The 23,989-nt window shown below is 72.3% G+C and carries 19 protein-coding genes; 11 read left to right on the forward strand and 8 right to left on the reverse strand.

The features are described 5' to 3' along the window. Nucleotides 1–98 precede the first annotated feature (98 nt). Complete coding sequence (locus ACIQVL_RS27145) at nucleotides 99–2,066, forward strand: SpoIIE family protein phosphatase (RefSeq protein ID WP_403426997.1); 1,968 nt, start codon at nucleotides 99–101, stop codon at nucleotides 2,064–2,066. A gap of 51 nt (nucleotides 2,067–2,117) precedes the next feature. Here the strand turns inward: ACIQVL_RS27145 and ACIQVL_RS27150 are convergent, their stop codons facing one another. Beyond that, a complete protein-coding gene (locus ACIQVL_RS27150) occupies nucleotides 2,118–3,359 on the reverse strand; it encodes a PucR family transcriptional regulator (protein WP_403476582.1) in 1,242 nt (413 codons plus the stop codon). 325 nt (nucleotides 3,360–3,684) lie between these two features. On the opposite strand from ACIQVL_RS27150, the gene ACIQVL_RS27155 reads away from it, so the two are divergent. Further along, a complete protein-coding gene (locus ACIQVL_RS27155) occupies nucleotides 3,685–6,135 on the forward strand; it encodes a SpoIIE family protein phosphatase (protein WP_403476583.1) in 2,451 nt (816 codons plus the stop codon). A 4-nt stretch (nucleotides 6,136–6,139) separates the two neighbouring features. Here the strand turns inward: ACIQVL_RS27155 and ACIQVL_RS27160 are convergent, their stop codons facing one another. After that, nucleotides 6,140–6,997, reverse strand: coding sequence for a hypothetical protein (locus ACIQVL_RS27160; protein WP_403427002.1), 858 nt, complete (start codon nucleotides 6,995–6,997; stop codon nucleotides 6,140–6,142). Between the two features lie 194 nt (nucleotides 6,998–7,191). Between ACIQVL_RS27160 and ACIQVL_RS27165 the strand changes: the two genes are divergently transcribed. From ACIQVL_RS27165 to ACIQVL_RS27180, 4 genes are all read left to right on the forward strand, one after another. Beyond that, the gene (locus ACIQVL_RS27165) at nucleotides 7,192–8,364 is read left to right on the forward strand and encodes a low temperature requirement protein A (protein ID WP_403427004.1); all 1,173 of its coding nucleotides are present in this window, start codon (nucleotides 7,192–7,194) and stop codon (nucleotides 8,362–8,364) included. Between the two features lie 191 nt (nucleotides 8,365–8,555). Continuing rightward, a complete protein-coding gene (locus tag ACIQVL_RS27170; protein WP_403427006.1) occupies nucleotides 8,556–9,752 on the forward strand; it encodes an MFS transporter in 1,197 nt (398 codons plus the stop codon). A gap of 134 nt (nucleotides 9,753–9,886) precedes the next feature. Further along, nucleotides 9,887–10,261 carry a nuclear transport factor 2 family protein gene (locus ACIQVL_RS27175; RefSeq protein WP_089102071.1) on the forward strand — a complete coding sequence of 125 codons (375 nt, stop codon included), beginning with the start codon at nucleotides 9,887–9,889 and terminating at the stop codon, nucleotides 10,259–10,261. A gap of 88 nt (nucleotides 10,262–10,349) precedes the next feature. Next, complete coding sequence (locus tag ACIQVL_RS27180; protein ID WP_403476584.1) at nucleotides 10,350–11,993, forward strand: FAD-binding protein; 1,644 nt, start codon at nucleotides 10,350–10,352, stop codon at nucleotides 11,991–11,993. Between the two features lie 136 nt (nucleotides 11,994–12,129). Here ACIQVL_RS27180 and ACIQVL_RS27185 read toward each other — a convergent pair whose 3' ends face one another. From ACIQVL_RS27185 to ACIQVL_RS27210, 6 genes are read right to left on the reverse strand one after another with little or no spacing between them, the layout of a single operon-like run. Further along, the gene (locus ACIQVL_RS27185; RefSeq protein ID WP_403476585.1) at nucleotides 12,130–12,963 is read right to left on the reverse strand and encodes an SDR family NAD(P)-dependent oxidoreductase; all 834 of its coding nucleotides are present in this window, start codon (nucleotides 12,961–12,963) and stop codon (nucleotides 12,130–12,132) included. 17 nt (nucleotides 12,964–12,980) lie between these two features. Continuing rightward, on the reverse strand, nucleotides 12,981–13,430 hold the full coding sequence (locus ACIQVL_RS27190; RefSeq protein WP_403427012.1) for a VOC family protein: 450 nt from the start codon (nucleotides 13,428–13,430) through the stop codon (nucleotides 12,981–12,983). Between the two features lie 5 nt (nucleotides 13,431–13,435). Beyond that, nucleotides 13,436–13,807, reverse strand: coding sequence for a nuclear transport factor 2 family protein (locus ACIQVL_RS27195; RefSeq protein ID WP_362599838.1), 372 nt, complete (start codon nucleotides 13,805–13,807; stop codon nucleotides 13,436–13,438). A 40-nt stretch (nucleotides 13,808–13,847) separates the two neighbouring features. Continuing rightward, the gene (locus ACIQVL_RS27200) at nucleotides 13,848–14,660 is read right to left on the reverse strand and encodes an ester cyclase (protein ID WP_403427014.1); all 813 of its coding nucleotides are present in this window, start codon (nucleotides 14,658–14,660) and stop codon (nucleotides 13,848–13,850) included. Next, on the reverse strand, nucleotides 14,647–16,296 hold the full coding sequence (locus tag ACIQVL_RS27205; protein ID WP_403476586.1) for a GMC family oxidoreductase: 1,650 nt from the start codon (nucleotides 16,294–16,296) through the stop codon (nucleotides 14,647–14,649). The genes ACIQVL_RS27200 and ACIQVL_RS27205 overlap by 14 nt, the downstream gene beginning before the upstream one ends. Nucleotides 16,297–16,320: 24 nt before the next feature. Beyond that, nucleotides 16,321–16,734, reverse strand: a complete 414-nt coding sequence (locus ACIQVL_RS27210) for a hypothetical protein (protein ID WP_403476587.1) — start codon at nucleotides 16,732–16,734, stop codon at nucleotides 16,321–16,323. A 333-nt stretch (nucleotides 16,735–17,067) separates the two neighbouring features. Between ACIQVL_RS27210 and ACIQVL_RS27215 the strand changes: the two genes are divergently transcribed. Genes ACIQVL_RS27215 through ACIQVL_RS27235 form a run of 5 tightly spaced genes read left to right on the forward strand, consistent with a single transcriptional unit; the run spans nucleotide 17,068 to nucleotide 23,733 of the window. After that, on the forward strand, nucleotides 17,068–17,904 hold the full coding sequence (locus ACIQVL_RS27215; RefSeq protein WP_361296529.1) for a type 1 glutamine amidotransferase domain-containing protein: 837 nt from the start codon (nucleotides 17,068–17,070) through the stop codon (nucleotides 17,902–17,904). Nucleotides 17,905–17,939: 35 nt separating this feature from the next. Next, nucleotides 17,940–19,616 (forward strand): thiamine pyrophosphate-binding protein, encoded by a 1,677-nt coding sequence (locus ACIQVL_RS27220; protein ID WP_403427020.1) that lies wholly within the window; start codon nucleotides 17,940–17,942, stop codon nucleotides 19,614–19,616. A 5-nt stretch (nucleotides 19,617–19,621) separates the two neighbouring features. Continuing rightward, a complete protein-coding gene (locus tag ACIQVL_RS27225; protein ID WP_403427022.1) occupies nucleotides 19,622–20,242 on the forward strand; it encodes a DJ-1/PfpI family protein in 621 nt (206 codons plus the stop codon). A gap of 30 nt (nucleotides 20,243–20,272) precedes the next feature. Then, on the forward strand, nucleotides 20,273–22,270 hold the full coding sequence (locus ACIQVL_RS27230; RefSeq protein ID WP_403427025.1) for a maltotransferase domain-containing protein: 1,998 nt from the start codon (nucleotides 20,273–20,275) through the stop codon (nucleotides 22,268–22,270). Further along, a complete protein-coding gene (locus ACIQVL_RS27235) occupies nucleotides 22,267–23,733 on the forward strand; it encodes a hypothetical protein (protein WP_403427027.1) in 1,467 nt (488 codons plus the stop codon). The genes ACIQVL_RS27230 and ACIQVL_RS27235 overlap by 4 nt, the downstream gene beginning before the upstream one ends. Nucleotides 23,734–23,989: the final 256 nt, after the last annotated feature.

The following is a 23,989-nucleotide window of genomic DNA, read 5'->3' on the forward strand; positions in this document are numbered from 1 at the left end:
CACGCGGCACGGACGGGCGCGCTCCTTATCGGCGTATTGCGACAAAATGCGGGAAAATGGCGCAGAAGGCTGTTTCGGCATGTGCCTGGGAGCCGCAGATGGACGTCTCGGACGAACTTCTTCGCAGTGCTGACCCGGCGGCTCTTCTGGCGACGGACGGATCCGTCCGCGGCCTCAACGCTGCGATGGCCACGGCGCTGGGCTGGCCGGCGGAGCAGTGCCCGGGACGTGACTTCGGCAAGCTGTGGCCCGCAAGCCAGCGGATGCCGGTCGAGAGTCTCGTGGCCCACGCCGGCAGGACGCGGACGGTCGCGATGCGGGTACTGGAGTTCCCCGGGCGCGGCGGGGCACCCGTTGCCTCCTTGATCGAGGCTCGGCCGGTGACGGATCCCTCCACTGACGAGCAGCTGGTCTGGGTGCACGCCCTGGACGCGCGGAACGACGTGACGAGTCTGCTGATCCCGTTCCGGCTGGCCACCGAGGCCGCCGACCTGGGCCTGTGGATGTACTCGCCCGACGAGCACCAGATGGAGTGGCTCGGTGGCCTACCGGCCCTGGTCGCGCTCTACCCGGATCTCACCGCGCCGCTTTCCCGAGTGATATCGGCAGTGCACCCTGACGACCGGGAGGCCTTTCGGCAGCTCCTGCGCTCGCCCCCCGCCCAGTCCCCCTGGGTGAGGTTTCGGTACCTCACCGAGCACGACGGCCGGCACCAACTGGCCATTCAGACCCGTCGGATCCAGCTGGGATACGGCGGCCCCGAGCGGGTCTTCGGAGTGGTCCGCGACGACACCAAGCAGGAGAAGCGCAAGAAGAAGGCGCAGGCCGCGCTGGCTGCCGAGCGACAGCGCGCCAAAGACACCGCCGACTTCTCCTCCGCCTTGATCACCGCGGGCACGGAGCAGGAACTGCAGCAGGTTGTCCTGACCCGGCTCGCCGCGACGTTCGGTGCCACCGGCGCCCTGCTCGCCGTCGTCGACGAAGGCCGTCTGCGCGTCTCCTCCGACGCCGGGATATCGATGGGGGAGGCGCAGGCCCTGCACGGCATGTCACTGGACCATCCGAGCCCGCTGCCCGAAGCGATCCGCAACGGCACACCGCAGTTCATCCCCGACCAGGAGGACTACGTCCGCCGCTGGCCGCGCGGGGCATCCCTGCCGTGGCTCGCCCGGCTCGGCTCCGACTACACCGTCTCCGTCACCCCCCTCAGCGAGACCGGCAACCAGCCACTCGGGGCGTGGCAGATCACGTACCGCAGCGGATACCGGCCGTCCATCGAGGAGCGGACCCTCATGGGCACGCTGGCCGACCTGGCAGGCCAGGCACTGCGTCGCATCAGGTTGCAGCAGACACGCGTCGAGCTGGCCGCGGCGCTCCAGCAGACCATGCTCCCCACGCTGCCCGAGCACCTCCCGGGGCTGCAGGTTGCCGCCCGCTACCGGCCGAGCCGGGACGGGCTGGACATCGGCGGAGACTGGTACGACGCCTTCGTGATGCCCGACGGCGCGGTCGCCCTGGAGATCGGCGACGTTCAGGGGCACGACGTGGACGCCGCCGCCTTCATGGGACAGGTCCGCCTGTCCATGCGCGCGATCGCCGCCCAGGAACCGGATCCGGGAACCGTGCTGACCCGCACCAACGAGCTGCTGGTCACGATGGCCCCCGCACGATTCGCCAGCTGCACCATCCTGCACGTCGACCCACGCGACGGACAGGTCACCGGCGCGAGCGCCGGCCACGTGCCGTTGCTGTGCGCGCGCACGGACGGCAGTCACAGCGTCCACGAGCTGGCGGGCGGGCCGGTCCTGGGAGTCGTGTCCGGCACCGAGTACCGCGAGGAGACCTTCACCCTGGACGGGGACAGCGTGCTGGTGATGGTCACCGACGGCGTGGTCGAAGGGCCGGGCCTCACGCTGGACGCCGGACTGGAGCGAGCCGGAACGCTGGCCGGCGCGGCCCTCCGCGACGGGCTGAACGCCGAGGAGACCGCCGACCGCATCCTCGACGCCGCGGTCGCGGTGGACCACCTCGACGACGTGGCCGTGCTGGTCGTCCGGCGCGCATGACGGCGGCCGCGTGCGTACGACCTCGCTGCGGGACAGCCGAACCCGACGCCCTCAGCGGTGATGCCGAGGACTCCCACCGGGCCGGCGCACCTTCGTGCCGTCTGCGGACGGCTGCTGCATGACCGTGGAGCCGAGGTACTCGACGGCGAGCAGCGCGACCTCGAGATCGGCATGTCCGGCCCGGACCGGGCGGCCCATGATCCTCTCGGCCTTGCGGATGCGGTAGTGCACGGTGTTCTTGTGCAGGATCTCGTTGCTTGCCGTAGCGGTGTAGTTGCCTCCGGTCGCAAGGAAGTCGTGCAGGGTCTGCCGCAGCTGTGCGCACTGGTCGTCGTCGACGGCCAGCGGCCCGAGGACCCGCCCCACCCAGGTGCGCAGATCCGGGAGGTTCCTGCACATCAACGCGACCGGAGCGACCTGGGCGTACGCGGTGAACCGCCGGCCTGGACTCGCCGCCGTGGCGAGCTCCTGTGCGCGTAGCGCCTCCCTGTTCGTGCCGCGGAACCCCTCGACCCCGCTCTGCACGCTTCCGGCGCACACCTGCGCGGCGGGCTCGCCGCTCTCGACCGCACCGGACAGCCGTTCCCAGGAGGCCTCGCCGTGTGCGCCGAAGGGCAGCCAGGCCCAGGCCAGTGCTTCGTCCCGGGGTATGAACAGCGGACTGGCGGGACAGCCGAGTTCCTTGGCGATCCTGTGGGTGAGCCGGTCGAGCCGGACCAGTCCGGCGCCGCCGTCGGTCAGCTCCGGCAGCCAGGCCACCAGCCCGAGGTGGTGCTGTCGCAGGCGGTAGCCGAGAGCGGTGTCCGCCGCGTCGAGGTCCACCTCTTCCTCGGCCAGGACGGCCCGCACGCGCGCGGCCCGCACGGCGTGCCGGCTCAGCAGCCAGCGCTCTCTCTCCCGGCGGTGCACCTCGATGACGTGCTCGGTGATGCTGTCGATGTAACCGAAGCTCACCTTCAGCATGTGCCGGTTGGCGGCGGCGGAGACGACGTCGTCGGCGCCCCGGCGGGCGAGTTCGTCCAGGCACCATTGCAGGAAACGCCAGTGCCCGATTCTGTAGGCCCGGATCAGTGCGTTGACGGAGATATCCCGCTGAGCCAGTCTCCGCGCGTACTCGTCGGCCGCGGAAAGCCCCTCAAGATTTTCCAGAGAGATGTCGTTCTCGAAGATGTGCAGCAGGGTGGCGACATTTTCCTTGACGCTCGCCAGCAGGATTCTCTCGACATTGTCATCCCCTCTGACCTGCGGGACTTCAATGAGCAGGTGTTCCCATACGTCGTGCGAGATCTCCATGAGATGTGACTCTATGTTTGCCGCACTCACGGACAGTTCTCGCGCAGGTTCCGGACCCTCCATGCCCACGCCTCAAAGGCTACGACGCTGATCGACTTGTTTCTATGTCACAAACCGCAGCCCGAAGATGGTGATTTACGTGTGGGGCCTCTCCCGTTTCCCGCTCCTACTCTCGTCCTTACTGTCGCGATCAGGACGGCAGGGCCCCGATCCTCTCGGGCGGCGAGGAGCGGGCGGCGCCCGACCGCCGGGCCGGCCGGTGCGAGAACGACCGCCCTGCCGTCTCCGGCCCGATTCCTGGACATCCACGTGAGGGAGAGATCCGGTGACCGAGATATTCCAAGGCGGCCTCTGCGAGCGACTGGACCCCCGGGAGACGCCCGACGCCGCCATCGCGATGACCGACGTCGAGGGGACGGTGGTCGGATGGACGAGCACGGCGCAGCGACTTGTCGGCCACCCGGCCGCGGAAGTGGTCGGCCGGGCCGTCTCCACCATCCTGCCCGTCACCCGCCGGACACTCCTGGAGTGGGCTTCGACCGAGGAGTGCCTGGCCCGGGGCGGCTGGTCCGGCACCGCGACCGTCCGGCACCGCGACGGCCACACCCTCAAGGCGAGCCTGCGGTTCTCGCTGCTGTGGGGGAGAGACCGGGAGATCCACTGGCTCATCTCCGGCACCGACATCGCCTCGCTCTCCCCGGTGGCGACCACCGGATGGGTCCGGGACTCGCTTCTCACCCGCACCCCGATCGGCGTCGTGGTTCACGACCGGGACCTGCACTGCGTCTGGACCAACGACGCGATGGAGCGGCAGGACGGCATTCCCCGCGATCGGCGGCTGGGACGCCGTCTCCCGGAGGCGCTGCCCGGCATCGAGGCCGAAAGGCTGGAGGGGGTGATGCGAGAGGTCCTGGACAGCGGCATCACCACGGTCCACGAGTACCGTGCGTGGCCGCCGGCGGATCCGCGCCGCGAGCATGCGATCGCGGCCTCGTACTTCTGCCTGCAGGGCGCCGACGGCCGGGCCACGGGCGTGTGCTGCACGAGTGTGGACGTCACCGGCAGCCAGCGGGCGCGCGAGCGCCTGGCCATCCTCAGCGAGGCCAGCACGCGCATCGGGAACAGCCTGGACGTGATGCAGATCGGTCAGGAGCTGGCGGACCTCGCCGTACCCCTGCTGGCCGACTACGTCAACGTCGACCTGGCCGAGTCGATCCAGTTCGGCGAAGCGCCCTTCGCCCGCATCGGCCCGCCGGACGACCGGCGGCGCACTCTCCGGCGCGCGGGCATCGCCTCGATCCACCACGGGGTCCCCGAGTCGCCGTGGGCCCGCGGTGAACTGGTCGCCGTACCGCCCGACTCGCCCTTCACGAAGGTCCTCTCCTCCGGCCGTTCCCATCTGGAACCGGTCCTGGACCGCTCTCCGGGCACCTGGTTCGACCGGGACCCCGACCGGGCCCGGACCGTGCACGAGAACGGCATGCACTCCCTGCTGGTCGTCCCGATCCGCACCCGGCACACCTTCCTGGGTACGGCGGTGTTCATCCGCACGGAGGAACCCGCGCCGTTCCAGGAGGACGACCTGCTCCTCGCCGAGGAACTCGTCAGCCGGACGGCGCTCGCCCTCGACAACGCCTGCCGGTACGCACGTGAACGCAGCGCGGCCCTCACCCTGCAACGCAACCTGCTCCCGCAGCGTCTGACGGAGGGCACGGCCGTCGAGACGGCCTCACGCTATCTGCCGGCCGACGCGGACAACGGCGTCGGGGGCGACTGGTTCGACGTCATCCCCCTGTCCGGCGCCCGGACGGCGCTCGTCGTGGGCGACGTGGTGGGGCACGGCATCAACGCCGCGGCGACCATGGGCCGGCTCCGCACCGTGGTGCACACGCTCGCGGATCTCGACCTGCCCCCCGACGAACTCCTCACCCACCTCGACGACACGGTCCGGCGGCTGGCCGAGGAGGACGCCGACTCCCAGGACCCGACCCGCCTCACCGGTGCGACCTGCCTGTACGCCGTCTACGACCCCGTCACCCGCACGTGCACCATGGCACGGGCCGGGCACCCCCCGCCCGCGGTCATCGACCCCGACGGAAAGGTCTCCTTCCCCGACCTGCCCTCCGGAACGCCGCTCGGCGTCGGGCTGGGGGTCCCTTTCGAAGCCGTCGAGCTGGAACTGCCCGAGAACAGCAGGCTCGCCCTGTACACCGACGGCCTGATCGAGAGCCGCCACCACGACATCGACGTCGGCATGAAGCACCTGGGCGGCGCCCTGGCATGCCCTGGCCGGTCCCTGGAAGACCTCTGCTCCTCGGTGATCACGACCATGCCGACCCAGTCGCCGGGCGACGATGTCACCCTGCTCGTCGCGCAGACCCATGCACTGGACCCAGGACAGACCACGTGCTGGGAACTGCCCAGCGACCCGGCCGTCGTCCACCGAGCCCGCACTCTGGTCACCCGGCGACTGGCCCGGTGGGGACTGGAACGTCTGGAGGCGTCCACCGAGCTGATCATCAGCGAACTGGTCACCAACGCCGTCCGCCACGCCACCGGCCCGATCCGCCTGCGCCTGATCCGGCACCAGGTCCTGACCTGCGAGGTGTCCGACACCAGCGACACCCTCCCCCGGCTGCGCCACGCGTGCACCAGTGACGAAGGCGGCCGCGGCCTCTACATCGTCGGCCAGCTCTGCCGGCGCCACGGAGCCAGGTGCGTGACCGGCGGCGGCAAGACCGTGTGGGCCGAACAGGAACTCGACCCCGGGATCTGAGGGCTCACCGCAGCTCGTCCGCGTAACGGTCGGTGCCCGGGACGGTGGGGACGAACGGCGCGACGAACTGCACGTCACCGAGGCCGGAAGCGGCCACCGCCGTGTCCAGGTCCGCGAAGTGCTCCCGCCAGCCCTCGCGGGGGTCCTGCTGGAGGAACCACAGCAGGGTCAGCCGGGTCCCGACCCCCTCGACCTGCTTGACGTAGGTCATCCGGTCCAGGGGCAGCGGTGTCGGAGCGAAGACGGTCACCATGGCCGCCGGGGAGCCGGCCAGCCGCTTCGGCAGGTGGTCGTCGCGCAGCCAGGCGAGCAGTTCCGCACGCTGACCGGGGGACCTGGCGTCGACGACCTGGACGACGAGCCCGGCGTAGGGGTGGTCGAGGGCGTGGATGTCCCGGGGGCCCTGGTCGCCGTCGCGGTAGACGGTCCCGGCGTGGTCCTGGAAGGCGGTGAAGACGTGCGTACGGTCCTGGAAGACCCGGTGGTCGCGGTTGAGGCGCTTGTTGATGCCGACCGTCCACCGCATGTGGTCGGCGTAGCGGCCTGCGGTGATCCAGTAGACGGACATGTAGCACCCGGCCGTCACCGGCTGCGCGACGGCCGACTTCTCCGGATAGCGCAGGAGCTGGAGGTCCCGGGTGGCGACCCAGCGGCGGCCCGCGTACATCCACGGCATGGCCATCGCGCCGGCGATGAAGTGGTCGTCCTCGTACCAGCGGTTGTACGCGCGCTCGTGGCCGGGGTGCGGCTCGACCATGGTGATGAGCGCGTGCCCGAGGCCGGCTCCGTAAGGGCCGACGGCGGCCAGTTCCGCGTACAGGTCGCTGCGGGTGTCGGCTGCGTGCGTCGCGTCGTCTGTCATACCGTCAGGTGTAGCTGACGGGACGTCAGATCGGGAGAGGGGCGACCCGATTTGGTCCGGAGGGCGACGGCGGGGCGCGCCGGGTGCAGGGCCCGGCGGCCGAGTTGGGACATCCGGCGCCGCGACTTCCCGCAGTACGCACCGGCCTTCCACTCCGTGGTGGCGGCAGACGGGGGGCGTGCCCCCATACAGAAATGACCGACGCAACCGCAGCGACGACGACCGTTCCTGCCGTTCCGGCGCGTGACCGTACCACCTGGGCGGAACTCTTCTTCGACCTGGTCCTCGCGTTCGGCGTGAGCCAGGTCGCCCACCCGGTGGCCGCGCACCCGAGCTGGCCGGTGCTGGGCGAGTGCCTGCTCGTACTGGTCCCGCTCTGGTGGGCCTGGGTGGACGTGGTCATGGCGATGAACGCCGTGCTGGAGACCAACCTCCAGCGGGTGTTCCTGCTGCTGACCGCGCTCGCCGTCTACGGCATGGCGGTGGCCGCCCCGCTCGCCCTGGCGGACCGGGAGGCGGCCCTGCTGTACTCCGGAAGCTACCTCGCCCTGCGCCTGCTGATCGGGGAGGCGATCCGCAAGGAGTGCGCCCTCTACACCATCCACCCCTACCGGGCCGGACTCGCCTTCGCCCTGGTCCTGTTCGCCTGCGCAACCGTGCCGGCGCCCTGGCGCGAGGTCTGCTGGGCCTGCGCCGTCGTCGCGGAGATCGCCGCACCCGTCGTACTCAGCGGCCACCTGCGCCAGTTGGCGTTCGGCGTCAACCATCTGCCCGAGCGGTTCGGCCTGTTCGTGATGATCGCCCTCGGGGAGAACGTCTTCGCCGTCGGCGCCGGCGCCGCCACCGGCACGTTCGCCCCGGCCGAACTGACCGCCCTCGTCCTCGCCTTCCTCGTCGGCTGCGCCCTGTGGTGGCTCTACTTCCACCTGGTGGCCTCGGCCGTCGCGCACGCCCTGCGTACCCACCCGACCCCGTCGATCGTCGTCCGCGACGTGCTCAGCTACGGCCATCTCGTCCTGGTCGTGGGCCTGTTGCTGGTCTCCGTCGGCGCCACCCGCACCGTCCGCCACCCCCTGCACACCCCGGACGGGCTGGGCGCCGCCCTGCTGCCGTCCGGCGCCGCCCTCTTCATGCTGGCGTTCTGCTACACCCGGCGCCGCATGTTCGGCGCCGCGTCCGCCACCCGGTTCTACTGCGGCCTCGCCCTGCTCGCCCTCGCCCTGCCGTTCTGGCGGCTCCCGGGCGTGGCCACCCTCGCCGTCACCACCGTGCTGCTCCTGCTGGTCAACGCGGTCGAGCACTGGCTGATCAGCTCCGGGCGGCAGGTGCCGCTGATCCTGCGCAACCGGGCCTTCGGGACAGCGTGACAGCCGCCTGACGGCGGTCGGGCGACGGCCGGCGACGACCTGACGTAGTAGGCCGACGGATCTGGGGGAGTGCCGCAGGGCCTTCCGGAGCGGCCTCGGCGGGACGCGGAGCGTTCCTAGGTTCGCCGTATGGAACTTTCCGGCTCCCGCCTTTCCGGCACCGATGACGAAGAGGAAGAGGAGGTGGCTTGATGCCGTCCCGCAGCGCCTTACCCGGCCTGCTCTCCCTGTCACTTGGCTACTTCAGCCTCGGGACGATCTCGCTGGCGGTCGTCGGCCTGAACGGCCCGATCGGCGACGACCTGCACGTCCAGCCGGCCACGGTGGGCATCCTGGTCACCGTCTTCGCGCTGACCTTCGCGGTCTGCGCACCCACCGCCCCCATCCTGCTGCGCCGGTGGAACCGCAAGCGGGTGCTGCTCGTGGGCATCGGCCTGCTCACCGTCGGCGCGGCCCTCGGCGCCCTCGCGCCCAACTACGGCTTCCTCACCGTCACCCGGGTGCTCGGCGCGATGGGCGCCGCGGTCTTCGGGCCCGGCGCCTCGGCGGCCGGCGCGCTGATCGTGCCGCCCGAGCGCCGGCAGCGCGCCCTCGCCACGGTGTTCGGCGGCATGACGGCCGCCGCGGTGCTCGGCGTGCCGCTGGCCTCGTTCCTCGGCGGCTCGCTGGGCTGGCGCCCGGCGCTGCTCGGGGTGGCCGCGCTGTCGGCGCTCTCCTTCGTGGCGGTCCTGGTCTTCGTCCCGGAGATCCCGGCCGGCGAACCGCCGACGGTCGGCGCGTACCGCGAGGTGATGCGCACGCCCGCCACCGCGGCGACGGTCACCACGACCCTGCTGTTCATGGCCGCCCAGTTCACCGTCTACGGCATCGCGGGCGCCTACCTGAAGGACCGCTTCGGCGCGTCCTCCGGGCTGATCTCGCTCACCCTGCTCGCCTTCGGCGTCATCGGGGTCGCGGGCAACGCCTGTGCGCCGCGGATCGCCGAGCGGCTGGGCGGCGGGCGCACGGTGAGCGTCGCGGTGCTCGGGCTGGCGCTGGGCTTCGCGCTGCTGCTGGTCGCGCCGCACTCCACGCCCGGGGTGGTGTTCTTCGCGTTCTGGGCGTTCTTCAGCCAGATGTACCAGGCGCCGCAGCAGGCCCGGCTGGTGGAGCTGGTGCCGTTGCAGCCGGGGCTGATCCTCGCGATGAACGCCGCGGCGCTGTACCTGGGGATGAGCCTCGGCAGCTTCATCGGCAGCAGCCTCCTGCCGGATCTGGGGGCCGGGCCGATTCCCTGGGCGGCCCTCGGTGTCCTTGTGCTGGCGGGGCTTGCCCATCTGTCCTCGGTTCGGCAGGTCGCCGCTGCGGCAACCGCCGACCGGGCCGTGACCCCTGTGCACACCAGCTGAGCGCTCAGCCGGTCGTCTGCGGCGCCGTTGTGGCTGGTCGCGCAGTTCCTCCCCCAGCCTTCGGCCGGGGGGACCCCCAGCGCCCCTTACGGGGCGCTGCACCAAAGCCAGTTCCAATCAGTGAAGGAGAACCCATGAGCAGCCACCAGGTGAACTTCGTTCGGGAGTACATCGAGACCGTCTGGAACCAGGGGCGGACCGAGCTGGCCGACAAGTACCTGGCCGAGGACCTGATCCAGCACAACCCGAACCTGCCCGACGGGCGGGCCCCGCTGGTGGAGTTCGTCGACGGGTTCCACAAGCAGTACCCGCGGGCCCGGTTCGAGATCCGCCGTGCGGCCGGGTCCGGAGACCTGGTCTTCCTGCACACCCGGTTCCGCGGCGACCCGGACGACCGCGGCATGGTCGTCGTGGAGGTCTTCCGGATCGACGAGGGACTGATCGTCGAGCACTGGGACGTCCGCGACGAGATCCCCGAGACCACCGTCAGCGGACACGAGGTCGTCTGACCGCCCTGTCCGCCGGCTCCCCCTTGCCGCCCGGGAGGCTCCCCGCCTCCCGGGCGGTGGCCGTTTCCCAACGAATCAGGAGACACCAGTGACACGACAGCCACGACAGACACGACAGCAGCAGTCAGAGCAGCGGCCGACGGCCGCGGGGCTCACCCGGCGCGGACTTCTCGGCACCGCGGCCGCCGCCGGGGCCGGCGCGGCCCTCGTGCCGGCTCCCGCCCATGCCGCGGGGGACGCGGTCGGCAGCCCCGCCGCGGTCACCGTCGGCACCTCCGACGCGCGCTATCTCGACCTCACCTCGCGCGGCTACAACGCGAGATTCACCGCCGCTCCCGACTCCGTGCGGCTCGTGCACAGCACCGAGCAGGTGGTGGCCGTCGTCCAGGAGGCCGTGCGGGACGGCAGACGGATCGGGGTGCGCGGCGGCGGGCACTGCCTGGACGGGCTCGTCGACGACCCGGACGTGCGGATACTCGTCGACATGTCCGAGATGGACGCGGTGCGTTACGACCCGGCGCGCCGGGCCTTCCTCGTCGAGGGCGGCGCCACGCTCGGCCATGTCTACCGGACGCTGTACCTGGAGTGGGGGGTGGCGCTGCCGGGTGGCACCTGTCCGACCGTCGGGGTCGGCGGGCACGTCACCGGCGGCGGGTACGGCGCGATGTGCCGGCAGCACGGCGCGGTCGTGGACCACCTGTACGCCGTGGAGGTGGTGACCGTCGACGCGTCCGGCACCGCCCGCGCGGTGGTCGCCACCCGGGAGCCGGACGACCCGCACCGCGAGCTGTGGTGGGCGCACACCGGCGGGGGCGGCGGCACCTACGGCATCGTCACCCGCTACTGGTTCCGCTCCCCGGACGCCACCGGCACCGACCCCGCAGGACTGCTGCCGAGGCCCCCGAAGACGCTCCTGAAGTCCACGGTCACCGTCAAGTGGAGCGATCTGACCGAGGCCGCCTTCACCGCGCTCATCGTGGACCACGGGGCCTGGCACGCCCGCAACAGCGTCGCCGGGTCCGCCTACGACAGCCTGCACAGCGTGCTCATCCTCTACAACCGGGTGCAGGGCAGCCTGGTGCTCAACTCCCAGATCGACGGCACCCTTCCGGACGCGGCCGCGCTGCTCGACGCGTACGTCCAGGCGGTGGCCGGCGGCATCGGGGCGCCGTACGCCGAGGTCCGCTCCTCCTGGCCGTGGCTGAAGACCACGCTCAAGGACCCCTACGACACCGGCCTGTACAACCGGACCAAGTCCAAGGGCGCCTACCTGCGCAGGGGCTGGTCCGCCGCGCAGGCCTCGACGCTCTACGGACACCTCTCCGACGCCGGTTACGACGGGCACGCCGGGATCCTGCTCTACTCCTACGGCGGCAAGGTCAACACCGTCGCGTCCTCGGCCACCGCGCTGGCCCAGCGGGACTCGGTCCTGAAGGCGAACTTCACCACGTACTGGCCCGACGCCGCCTCCGACGACCGGCACGTCACCTGGATGCGGAACCTCTACCGGGACCTGTACGCGGCCACCGGCGGGGTGCCCGTGCCGGACGACACCAACGACGGGTCGTACATCAACTACCCGGACACCGACCTCGCCGACCCGGCCTGGAACACCTCGGGGGTGTCCTGGCAGAGCCTCTACTTCAAGGACAACCTGGCCCGGCTGCAGGCCGTGAAGGCGGCCTGGGACCCGCGTAACGTCTTCCACCACCGGTTGTCCGTCGCCCCGTAAGGGGCGCTGGGGGTCCCCCCGGTCGAAGGCTGGGGGAGGAACTGCGCGACCAGCCACGACGGCGCCGCAGTCGACGAACTCACCGGAACATGAACGAGCCCCCGCGAAGCGGGGGCTCGTGCCGTACGGGCCGGGGTCAGCCGAAGCTGACCGGGAACGCCACGCCGGTCAACGACTCGCTGAGCCTGCGCAGCTGCGCGCGGGCATCCTCGTCGTACGCCTGGGCGCCCGCCCGGGACCGGGTGGAGCGGTTGAAGTAGACGCCGGAGACGTCGTCCAGCTGCGGGTCGGTGATCAGCCGCAGGGTGTTGCGCATGCCGTCCGCGACCGTGCTCTGCGGGGTGAACAGGTTCACCACCATCTTGGTCGGCATGTACGACGCCGGGTGCAGCGCGTTGGCCGTGACCCCGGTGCCCGCCAGCCGGTCGGCCAGGTCGAAGGTGAGCGAGATCTGGGCGAGCTTGGCCTGGCAGTAGGCCTGTACGCCGTCCCAGTTGCGCTCCAGCATCACGTCCCGGAAGTCGATCGGCGCCTGGCCCGCGGAGCTGACGTTGATGATGCGGGCCGGGGCCGAGGCCACCAGCAGCGGGGCGAGCCGGCAGCTGAGGATGTAGGCGGCCAGGTAGTCGACCTGGAAGGTGAGTTCCAGGCCGTCCTGGCTCTCCTGGCGGGCCAGTTCGACGCCGATGCCCGCGTTGTTCACCAGTACGTCCAGCCGGTCGTACGTGGTGAGGATCCGCTCGGCGAGCTTGCCGATGTCCTCCAGGGAGGAGAAGTCGGCCAGTTCGTAGCTGAGCCGGCCGGTGGCGCCGGCCGCGCGCAGCTCGGCCAGCAGGTCCGCGCCCTTGGACGCACTGCGGCCGTGCAGGATCAGCGACGCGCCCTGCGCGGCGAGTTCACGGGCGACCGCACGGCCGAGACCGTCGGTCGCGCCGGTGATGAGAATGGTCTGCTCGGGAACGGCCTTCATAGTGGGGAACTCTCCTGTCAGGCGTACGTGGCCAGTTCTTCGGTGGACTGGTCGGTGTATCCCTGGCTGACCTCCACCACGACGCCGTCCGGGTCGGAGACCCAGACCGTCTTCCAGCCGGGGATGAACTCGTCGAACGTCAGCGGCCCGAGCGTCGGCTCCAGCTCGCCCCGGCCGGCGGCGAGGAACGCGTCCACGTCGTCGACCTGGAAGGCGAGGTGCCGGGCGGTGCCGGGGCTGTCCGGGCCGTCCTTCGCGGCGGTCACCAGCGGCTCCGCGTCGGTCGCGAACAGCTCCAGGCAGGCCGGGCCGTTGCGCAGGAAGACCACACGGGTGCCGTCGGCCTCCACGACCCGGGCCCGGCGGAAGCCGAAGTGCCGGGTGTAGAACTCCTCGGTGGCCTTCTGGTCACGGCAGTTGAGGCCCACGTGCGCCCAGCGCAGGCCGTTCGGGGCGGCGGTCGGCACGGCCGTCACTTCCCGGTGACCGGGGCGAACGGCACGGTGTCGTGGACGTTCGTCATGTAGGTGATCAGCCCGCCGCGGACCCGGAAGTAGTTGCACACCACGGCCTCGACCGCGATGCCGTCCGGGGTGCGGGCGGTGATGTCGGAGACCACCGCGGCCTGCTCGCCGTCCACGACGACGAGACGGGGCACGTTGGCGAAGGAGGCGTACATCTGCGGGAAGCCCTTCATCATCTCCCGGAGCGTCTCGCGTCCCTCGACGTGCCCGGCCAGCTGTTCGTCCATGGTCTGGTCGATCGCGAACAGGTCGCTCCAGGCGTCCCAGTCGCCCTCGTTGGCGAGCCGGTAGTACGTGTCGACCACTTCTCGGGTGCTCATGCGCCCGTCCTCTCCAGTGCGATCGGAAGGGGGTGCGAGGTCAGGGGAGGTCCACGCCGAGCTGGCGCATCAGGCCCGCGGTGTCGGCCTGGACCCAGCGCTCGACGACCTTGCCGTCCTCCAGGCGGTAGACCTCCAGGCTGGTCCAGGAGACGTCCCTGCCGGTCGCCTCCTGGCCCATGAACGGCGCGATGTGCTTGCCGTGGAAGGTGATGTGCATGATCACCCGGTCGGGGGCGGCCGGGTACAGGGCGTCGAGGTGCACGCGCATGTCCAGCGCGTCGTGCGCGCCCTTGATGATCACCTTGAGTTCGTCGAGGCTCTCGACGCTCCAGGCCGGGTTGTTGTCCCTGAACGTGGGCCCGAACAGGTCGTCGAGGTCGTCGTAGCGGCGCTCGTTGACGGCGTCGCTGACCTGCCGGACCACGGTGTAGTTCAGGTCGTCGGAGGACAGCTGGGTACGCAGGCCGAGCAGGTCGTCCTGGGCCCAGCGCTCGGCGAACAGGCCGTTCTCGGCCCGCCAGATCTCGGTGGTGGACCACTCGACCTTGCGGCCGGTGGCCGGGAAGCCCAGGACGTCGCCGAGGTGGGTGCCGGTGAGCTTCACCCGGGTGACGAGCCGGTCCTCGCCGAGCGGCGCCGCCTCCTCCAGCTCGCCCTTGAGGTCGAGCCCCTCGTGTGCGCCGCGCACCGCGTCCAGGTAGGTGTCGATGCCGGTGATGTCGAAGCCGGGGTGGTGGTCGGTGAAGTCCGGGCTGAGCACGGCGCGGACGCCCTGCAGGTCGCCGGCGTTCAGCGCGTCGAGGAAGCGGGCGTAGAGCTTCTGGATGTCCTGCTGGTCACGGGTGGACATGGTGCATCCCCTCGGTCGGTCGGGCGGCGGTCGGAAGCGGCCGGTCGGTGCCGAGGGCGAACGCCGCCGCGCGCTCGCCGATCATGACGCTGGGTGCGTGGGTGTTGCCGGCCACGATGGACGGCATCACGGAGGCGTCGGCGACCCGGAGGCCCTCGATGCCGTGGACGCGCAGCTCGGGGTCGGTGACGGCGTCCGGGCCCGTGCCCATCCGGCAGGTGCCGGCCGGGTGCCACAGGGTGGTGGCGTTGGCGGCCACGTAGGCGCGCAGCTCGGCCGGGGTCGTGACGTCCTTGCCGGGGCCCAGTTCGTCGCCGCGGAAGGCGTCGAAGGCCCGGGTGGCGGCGAGCTCGCGGGCCAGCTCGACCCCGTACACCAGGACGTCCAGGTCGGCCGCCGAGGTGAGGTAGCCGGCGCTGATCACCGCGTTGGACTCCGGGTCGGCGTCGCGCAGCCGGACCCGGCCGCGGCTGTGCGGGAGCACGGCGATCGGGGCGAAGGTGAGACCGGGGCCATCCCACTGGTCGGCGGGCGCGTCCGGCGGCAGGAACTTGACCGGGCCGAAGGTGAACTGCAGGTCGGGCGGGCCGTCCGGGTCGGCGGCCGGGGTGTGGGTGAACAGCCCGGCCTCGGAGAGCAGGGCGCCGGACGGGTGCTCCTGGAGGGACTGGTAGCAGACCGGGGTGAAGAGGTGGTCCTGGAGCCCGGCGCCCACGCCCGGCAGGTCCCGCACGCAGTGGATGCCGTGCGCCCCGAGGTGCCCGGCGGGGCCGATGCCGGACAGCATCAGGAGCTTCGGCGACTCGAACGCCCCTGCGGACACGATGACCTCGCGGTCGGCGCGGATCTGTGCCGGTGCCCCGTCGCGGACGTACTCGACGCCGGTGACCCGGGCCCCGTCGTGTCCGGCGTCGAGCAGCAGCCGGGTGGTGCGGGCGCCGGTCAGCACGGTCAGGTTGGGCCGGTCCAGGGCCGGGCGCAGATAGGCGTCGGCGGCGCTGCACCGCCCGCCCGCGTCGTCGCGGTTGGTCTGGTACAGGAAGCCGAAGCCGTCCTGCCGGGCGCCGTTGTAGTCGCCGTCGCTCGCGGCGTCGTGGCCGAGTTCGGCGGTCGCCGCCACGAAGGCGGAGGCCAGCGGGGACGGGCGGTCCAGCTGCCGTACCCGGACCGGTCCGTCGGCGCCGCGCAGTGCGGAGCCGCCGCCGGAGTAGCTCTCGGCGCGCCGGAAGTAGGGCAGGACGTCGTCGTAGGACCAGCCGGTCGCGCCCTCGGTGACCCAGCGGTCGTAGTCGTGGCGGCTGCCGCGCACCCACATCAGGGCGTTCACGGAACTGCACCCGCCGAGGACCTTGCCGCGGGCCACCGGGATGCGGCGGCCGTCCATGCCGGCCTCGGGCTCGGTGACGTAGCCCCAGTCGATCTCGCCGCGCCAGTCGGCGGTGAGCAGGGAGAGGACCGCGGCGGCGTCCGCGTGGTGGATCTCGGGACGTTCGTCCGGGCCGCCGGCCTCCAGCAGGATCACGGTCACGGACGGGTCCGCGCTGAGCCGGGCGGCGACGGCACAGCCGGCGGAACCCGCGCCGACCACCACGTAGTCGGCGCCCTGCGGCACCGGGGGAGTCGGATTCGACGGCATGACAGCCTCCAAACGGTGACGGGGTCAGAGGGCGGCCGGCTCGCCGACCTGGTAGTCGACGATCACCGGGGCGGCACCGGGCGCGGGGCGTTCGAGCTGCCACTGCTGGTTGATCCGGAACGAGGACACGGAGCCGTCGGCGGTGGACTTCGCCGTCCAGACGACGGTCAGGTCGATGCCGATCCGGGCCCCGGTCTCCTGGTGGACCAGCTTCTCCACGGTGTGGTCCTGCTCGCTGTAGGCCTCACCGACGGCCGCGTACCAGTCGACGAAGTCCGCGCGGCTGTGCAGGGTGCGCTCCGGGAAGGCCATCTCCAGGCCCTCGTCGGAGACGTAGGGCAGCAGCTCCGTGACCGGGGCGTGCACGTTGAGCAGGCCGAACCAGCGCTGCACGAACTCCTCGATCTCCCGGTCGGAGCCGGTCTGTTCGGTGGACATGGATGTCTCCGCTCATCGGGGTCCCGCCCCCGGGAAACCGGGAGCGATACGCGTCCGATGACCCCACAGCCGGGACGTCCCGCGCGGCGGGCGCCGGAACTCCGGCCGCACTGTGCGAAGTCGCAGCTCCGGCTCGGGCAACTCGTCTGCCGAGGCGGCCGTACCGCCCGGTAGCGACCGGCCCGCAGGCGTTGGCCACAACATGCCGTAGTGCATTCGGCCACTTGGGCATGTGCCGTGAGCACGGGCGGCGGCGATGGTCCGGACGAAGTGCCCCGCCGTAGACAGGAATCCGCCACTTGGCACCGTCCCGCCGAAACCGGGAGGAATCCCATGAGCAGGCGCATCCTCGTCGTCCTGTCCGAACACGGCTACTGGGGCGAGGAGCTGATCGGCCCCCTGGAGACCTTCGACCAGGCCGGCTACCACGTCACCTTCGCCACCCCCACCGGCAAGCGGCCCAACGCGCTGCCGCCGAGCATGGACCCCGAGTACGTCGACCCGCCGCTCGGCCGGTCCGTCACCACGCCCGAGATGGCGGCGAAGGTGCGCGCCGTCGAGGAGTCGGACCGGCTCGACAACCCCCTCGACCTCGCGTCCTGGCTGCCCGACCGGCCCTACCGCTCCCGGCCGTACTTCCTGCGCGACTGGGAGGCCTACCACAGCCGCCTGGAGCAGATCCGCCGGCAGATCGCCGACCGCTACGACGCGCTGCTGATCGTCGGCGGCAGCGGACCCATCGTCGACCTCGCCAACAACTGGCGGGTGCACGACCTGATCCTCGCCTTCCGCGAACTGGACCGGCCGATCGCCGCCGAGTGCTACGGCGTCGCCTGCCTGGCCTTCGCCCGCGACCAGGAGACCAGGACGTCCATCATCCGCGGCAAGCACGTCACCGGGCACTGCATCGAGTACGACTACAAGGACGGCACCGGGTTCCTCGGCACCGACTTCGTGATGGGCCCGCCGCCGTACCCGCTGGAGTACATCCTGCGGGACGCCACCGCGCCCGGCGGGGCCTACCACGGCAACTTCGGCAAGGAGACCTCGGTCATCGTCGACTACCCGTTCATCACGGGCCGTTCGACCCCCGACTCCTACCTGACCGGCCAGAAGACCGTCGAGGTCCTCGAACAGGGCCTGCGCCAGTGGGGGTTCAGGACCTCCTGACGTCCTGACATCCCGTCCCGCGAGAGGTGACCAGCATGGACAGCAGGCCCGCGCGCGTCGCGCTCCTGGAGCAACTGGAGGCCGAAGGCGTCCGGTACATGTTCGGCAACCCCGGCACGGTCGAGCAGGGGTTCCTCGACGAACTGCGCTCCTTCCCCTCGATCCGGTACATCCTGGCCCTGCAGGAGGCCACGGCCGTCGGCATGGCGGACGGCCACGCCCGCGCCACCCGCACCCCGGCGGTCCTGCAACTGCACTCCGGGGTCGGCCTCGGCAACGGCATCGGCATGCTCTACCAGGCCATGCGCGGTCACGCCCCGATCGTCACCCTGGTCGGCGAGGCCGGGCTGCGGTACGCCGGACTGGACGCCCAGATGGCGGCCGACCTGGTCGGCATGGCCGAGCCGGTCACCAAGTGGGCGACCCGGGTGCTCGACCCCGACTCCACGCTGCGGGTGCTGCGCCGCGCCTTCAAGGTGGCCGGAACCCCGCCGTACGGGCCGGTCCTGGTGGTGCTGCCGGCCGACGTGATGGACGCCGGCACCCGGGAGGGGGTCGTTCCGGTCAGTTACCCGGACACCCGCAGCCTGCCCGCCCCGGACACCGTCGCCCAGGCCGCCGCGCTGCTCGCCGGGGCCCGCCGCCCGCTGATCGTGGCCGGCGACGGCGTGCACTTCGCGGGCGCCCAGCCCGAACTGGCCCGCCTCGCCGAGGTGTGGGGCGCCGACGTGTACGGCGCCGACTGGGCGGAGGTCAACCTCTCCGTGCAGCACCCGGCGTACGCGGGTCAGCTGGGGCACATGTTCGGCGAGCAGAGCCGGCGGATCACCGGCGCCGCCGACGGCGTCCTGATCGTCGGCACCTATGCGCTGCCCGAGGTGTTCCCGGCCCTGTACGACGTCTTCGCCGAGGGCACCCCGGTGGTCCACGTGGACCTCGACACCGACGCCATCGCGAAGAACTTCCCGGTCGACCTCGGCATCGTGGCCGACCCGAAGGCCACCCTCGGGCTGCTCGCCGACGCGCTGCACGGGGAGCTGGGCGGCACACGGCGGGCCGAGGCGGCCGAACGGCTGCGGGTGCGGGCCGCCGAACGGGCCGACGCCCTGGCCGGCGCCCGGGAGAAGGACCTGGCCGACGGCGAGGCGCAGTCCGTGCCCACCGCCGCCTTCGCCCGCGAACTGGCGCGCCAACTCCCGCCGGACGCCCTGCTGTTCGACGAGGCGCTGACCGCGTCCCCGGTGCTCTTCCGCCACCTGCCGCCCACCGTGCCGGGCCAGTGGATGCAGACCCGGGGCGGCTCCCTCGGCGTCGGCCTGCCCGGCGCGCTCGGCGCCCAGCTCGCCCACCCCGACCGCACGGTGGTCGGCTTCACCGGCGACGGCGGCTCCATGTACACCTTCCAGGCCCTGTGGACGGCCGCCCGTTACGGCCTGCCCACCAAGTTCGTGATCTGCAACAACGGCAGCTACCGGCTGCTGGAGGACAACATCGAGGAGTACTGGCGGGAGACCGGCATACCGGCCCACGAACAGCCCGGCATGTTCGACCTCTCCCACCCGCCCATCGACTTCGTCGGCCTCGCCCGCTCCCTCGGCGTGGCCGCCGTACGGGTGGAGAAGCCCGGCCAGGCCGAGGGCGCCGTGGCCCAGGCCCTCGACCACCACGGGCCGTTCCTCGTCGACCTGGTGACGGCCAAGGGAAAGGGGTGACCCCCGTGCGACTGAACGGACACAAGATCGCCGTCCTGATGGAGAGCGACTTCTACGAGCCCGAGATCCTCTACTACCGCTACCGCTTCCCCGAGGAGGGCGCCGAGGTCCACTTCCTGACCCGGCTCTGGGGCAACGAGGCCATGACCTTCCAGGGGCACGAGCACCGCATGCCCTTCGAGGTCACCGAGTCCTTCGAGGACGTCGACGAGTTCGCGCTCAAGGAGTACTCGGCGGTGATCGTCCCCTCCGGGATGGTCTCCGACCGCCTCCGCTACACCGACGACCCCGACCGGCTGCCGCCCGCGTCGCAGTTCCTGCGCCGCGCGTTCGCCGACCCGGCGATCGTCAAGGGCATCATCTGCCACGGCATGTGGCTCGCCGCGCCCGTCCCGAACCTGATGCGCGGCCGGCGCGCGGTCGTGCACAACAACCTGCTGGGCGACCTGCGCAACATGGGCGGCGAGTACGTCGACGAGGACGTCGTGATCCACGACGACCTGGTCACCGGCCGCACCGGCAACCACTGCCACGTCTTCGCCCGCACCATCATCGACCTGCTCGCCGACCGTCAGCCCGCCGAGTCCGCCCCGGCCGCCCAGGCAGCCCGGGCCGGGCAGGGCTGACGGGACGCGAACGGGGAGAGGAGCGATCTCATGACACCGGTGACCGGGCGTATCCCCGTCCTCGACGTCCGCCCCCGGGTGCGGGACGGGGAACTGCCCGCCAAGGCCGTGACCGGCGAGCACCTCGACATCACGGCCACCGTCTTCCGCGAGGGCCACGGCGTGATCGCCGCCGACGTGATCCTGCGCGGCCCGGAGGGAGCCCCCGCCCGGCGGGTGCCGATGACCCTCGTCGACGCGGACGCCGACCGCTGGAGCGCCACCGTGGTCCCCGACGCCGAGGGCCTGTGGACCTTCCGGGTGGAGGCCTGGGCCGACCCGCTGGCCACCTGGCGCCGGGACGCCGCGCTGAAGGTCGAGGCCGGTGTCGACACCGAACTCACCCTGCGCGAGGGCGTGCTGCTGCACGAGCGGGCGGCACACGGCGACAACGACATCACCGACTGGGGCCGGCGCGAGGAGGTCCGGGCCGCGGTCGCCGCGCTCCGCGACACCCTGGGTCCGGCCTCGGCCCGGCTGGCGGCCGTCACCAACCCCCGGGTGACGGCCGCCCTCGGCCGCTACGCGGTGCGCGAACTGGTCACCGCCTCCCGGCCGTTGCCGCTGCGCGTGGAGCGGCGGCGGGCCCTGGTGGGGTCCTGGTACGAGCTGTTCCCGCGCTCGGAGGGCGCGGTCGTGACGGCGGACGGGCGGACCGTGAGCGGCACCCTGCGGACCGCCGCCGAACGGCTGCCCGCCGTCGCCGCGATGGGCTTCGACGTGGTGTACCTGCCGCCCGTCCACCCCATCGGCGCCACCCACCGCAAGGGCCGGGACAACACGCTCGTCGCGGGCCCCGACGACGTCGGCTCGCCCTGGGCCATCGGCTCCTGGCAGGGCGGCCACGACGCCGTCCACCCCGACCTCGGCACCCTGGACGACTTCCGGTACTTCGTCACCACCGCCCGGGGCCTCGGCCTGGAGGTGGCGATCGACTTCGCCCTGCAGTGCTCCCCGGACCACCCCTGGGTGACCGGGCACCCCGAGTGGTTCCACCACCGGGCGGACGGCTCGGTCGCCTACGCCGAGAACCCGCCCAAGACCTACGAGGACATCCACCCCCTCGACTTCGACACCGACTTCGAGGGCCTGTACGCGGAGGCGCTGCGCGTCCTGCGGCACTGGACGGACCAGGGCGTACGGATCTTCCGCGTCGACAACCCGCACACCAAGCCGGTGCACTTCTGGGAGCGGCTGATCGCCGAGGTCAACGCGACCGACCCGGACGTGCTGTTCCTGGCCGAGGCGTTCACCCGGCGGGCCATGGTGCACGCCCTGGCCCAGGCCGGCTTCCAGCAGTCGTACACCTACTTCACCTGGAAGAACACCAAGCAGGAGCTGACCGAGTACCTGCCCGAACTCGCCCGGGACAGCGCCGACTTCCTGCGCCCGAACCTGTTCGTGAACACCCCGGACATCCTGCACGCCTACCTCCAGCACGGCGGCCGGCCCGCCTTCGAGGCCCGCGCCGTGCTGGCGGCGACCGCCGCGCCCAGCTGGGGGGTGTACGCCGGGTACGAGCTGTGCGAGAACACCCCGCTCACCGAGGGCACCGAGGACTACCTCGGCTCGGAGAAGTACCAGCTGCGGCCCCGGGACTGGGCCCGCGCCGAGGCCGAGGGGCGCACCCTCGCCCCGCTGATCACCCTGCTCAACCGGCTCCGCCGGACCCGTCCGGCCCTCCAGGAACTGCGCAACCTGCGGCTCCAGCACACCGACAACGACCAGGTCCTCGCCTACTCGAAGCACGTGCGGCTGCCCGAGGGCGGCACCGACGTGGTGCTGGTCGTCGTCAACCTGGATCCGCACCGGGCCCAGGAGGCCACCGTGACCTGCGACCTCGCGGCCCTCGGGCTGCCCGTCGACGGCACGCTCAAGCTCCGCGACGAACTCACCGGAGCCGCCTACGCCTGGGGCGAGTCCACCTACGTGCGCCTCGACCCGGCCCACCAGGTCGCGCACGTACTGACGACCGAGGAGGCGTCATGAGGACGGAGACGAGGACGGCGGCGAGCACGGCGGCCGGTACGGCGGCGAGGCCGGAGATCCTGCGGCCGCTGCTGCCCGCGCTCGGGCCGTGGATGGCGGGCCGCCGCTGGTTCGACAGCCGCTACGCCGGGGCCCCGCTGACCGCCGAGGCGGCCTCGGTGATCGGCGACGAACCCCCGCTGCTGCTGCACGCCGTGGTCGCGGCGGACGGCGCCGCCGGACCGCTGCGCGTCCAGCTCCTGCTGGGCCTGCGCCCGGAGCTGCCGGACCGGCTGGCGCCCGCCGCGATCGCCACCGTGCCGGCCGGCCCCTGGCAGGGCTGGCGGGTCTACGACGCGCTGGCCGACGGCACCGTGCTCGCCCTGCTGCTGCGCACCCTGGCGGGCGGCGGCGCCGAGCACGGGCCGCGCCTGGAGCGCAGCTCCCGCTACCCGCTGCCCGTCGGCCTGGTGCCCCGGCCGCTCCAGGTGGAGCAGAGCAACACCTCCGTGGCCTACGGCGACCGGGTGCTGCTGAAGATCTTCCGCCGCCCGGAGCCGGGACCGCACACCGAGGTCGAGGCACTGCGGGCGCTCACCGGCCAGGACTGCCCCCGCACCCCCCACCTCTACGGGGCGGTGCACAGCGACGCCCCCGGCGCGGAGGGCCTGGTGCTCGGCCTCGTCGAGGAGTTCCTGCCGGACGCCCGGGAGGGCTGGGCGGAGGCGGTACGGCAGGCCACCGGCTCGGTGGCCGGCACCGCGCGCGGCGGCCCGGCCGGCGGCGGCTTCACCGCGGACGCGACCGCCCTGGGCCGGGCCGTCGCCGACGTGCACGGCGCGCTCGGCGCGGCCTTCGGGCGGACCCGGCTGACCGTCGAGGACGTGGCGGAGGAGACCGCCCGGATGACCATGCGCCTCAAGGAGGCCGCCGAGGAGGTCCCGGCCCTCGCCCGGTACACCGCCCGGCTCGGCGCCCTCTTCGACGACTGCGCCCGGGTCGCCGGGCGCGGCTGCCCGCTCTACGTCCAGCGCACCCACGGCGACCTGCACCTCGGGCAGGCACTGCGGGCCCACGACGGCTGGCGGATCGTGGACTTCGAGGGCGAGCCGGCCCAGCCCGCCGCGGAACGCGCCCGCCCGCAGCCGGTCCTGAAGGACGTCGCCGGCATGCTGCGCTCCTTCGACTACGCGGCCCGCACCGGGCTCGCCGCCGTCGAGGACGACGACCCGGCGGAGACCTCGCCGGCCGCCCGGCTGCGCCGGCGCCGGCGCGCCTCCGCATGGGCGGTGCGCAACCGGCGGGCGTTCGTCGCCGGGTACGCGGCCGCCGGGCACGAGGACCCGGACTGCCACCCCGTGCTCCTGCGGGCCTTCGAGGCGGACAAGGCCGTCTACGAGGCGGTGTACGAGTCCCGGCTGCGCCCCGACCGGCTGCCGGTCCCGCTCGCCGCGATCCACCGGCTGGCCGCCGCTCCACACTGACGGCGGCCGGCCACCCGCGGGCCGTCGCACCGGCCCCGGCTCCCGGTCCGGTACCGGCCCGGCGTCCGGCCCGCGTGCCTGACCCGGCGTCCGGCCCGGTGCCGGCGCGGATGCCCGACCGGGCATCAGGCCCGGCCACCGACCGGGCGTGCGGCCCGGTGTCCGGTCCGGGTGCGCGACCGGTTGTCCGGCCCGGTGCCGGCGCGGATGCCCGACCGGGCATCGGGCCCGGCTACCGACCGGGCGTGCGGTCCGG

It is taken from the genome of Streptomyces sp. NPDC090499, from assembly GCF_044769305.1.
In the GTDB taxonomy this organism is placed as follows: domain Bacteria; phylum Actinomycetota; class Actinomycetes; order Streptomycetales; family Streptomycetaceae; genus Streptomyces.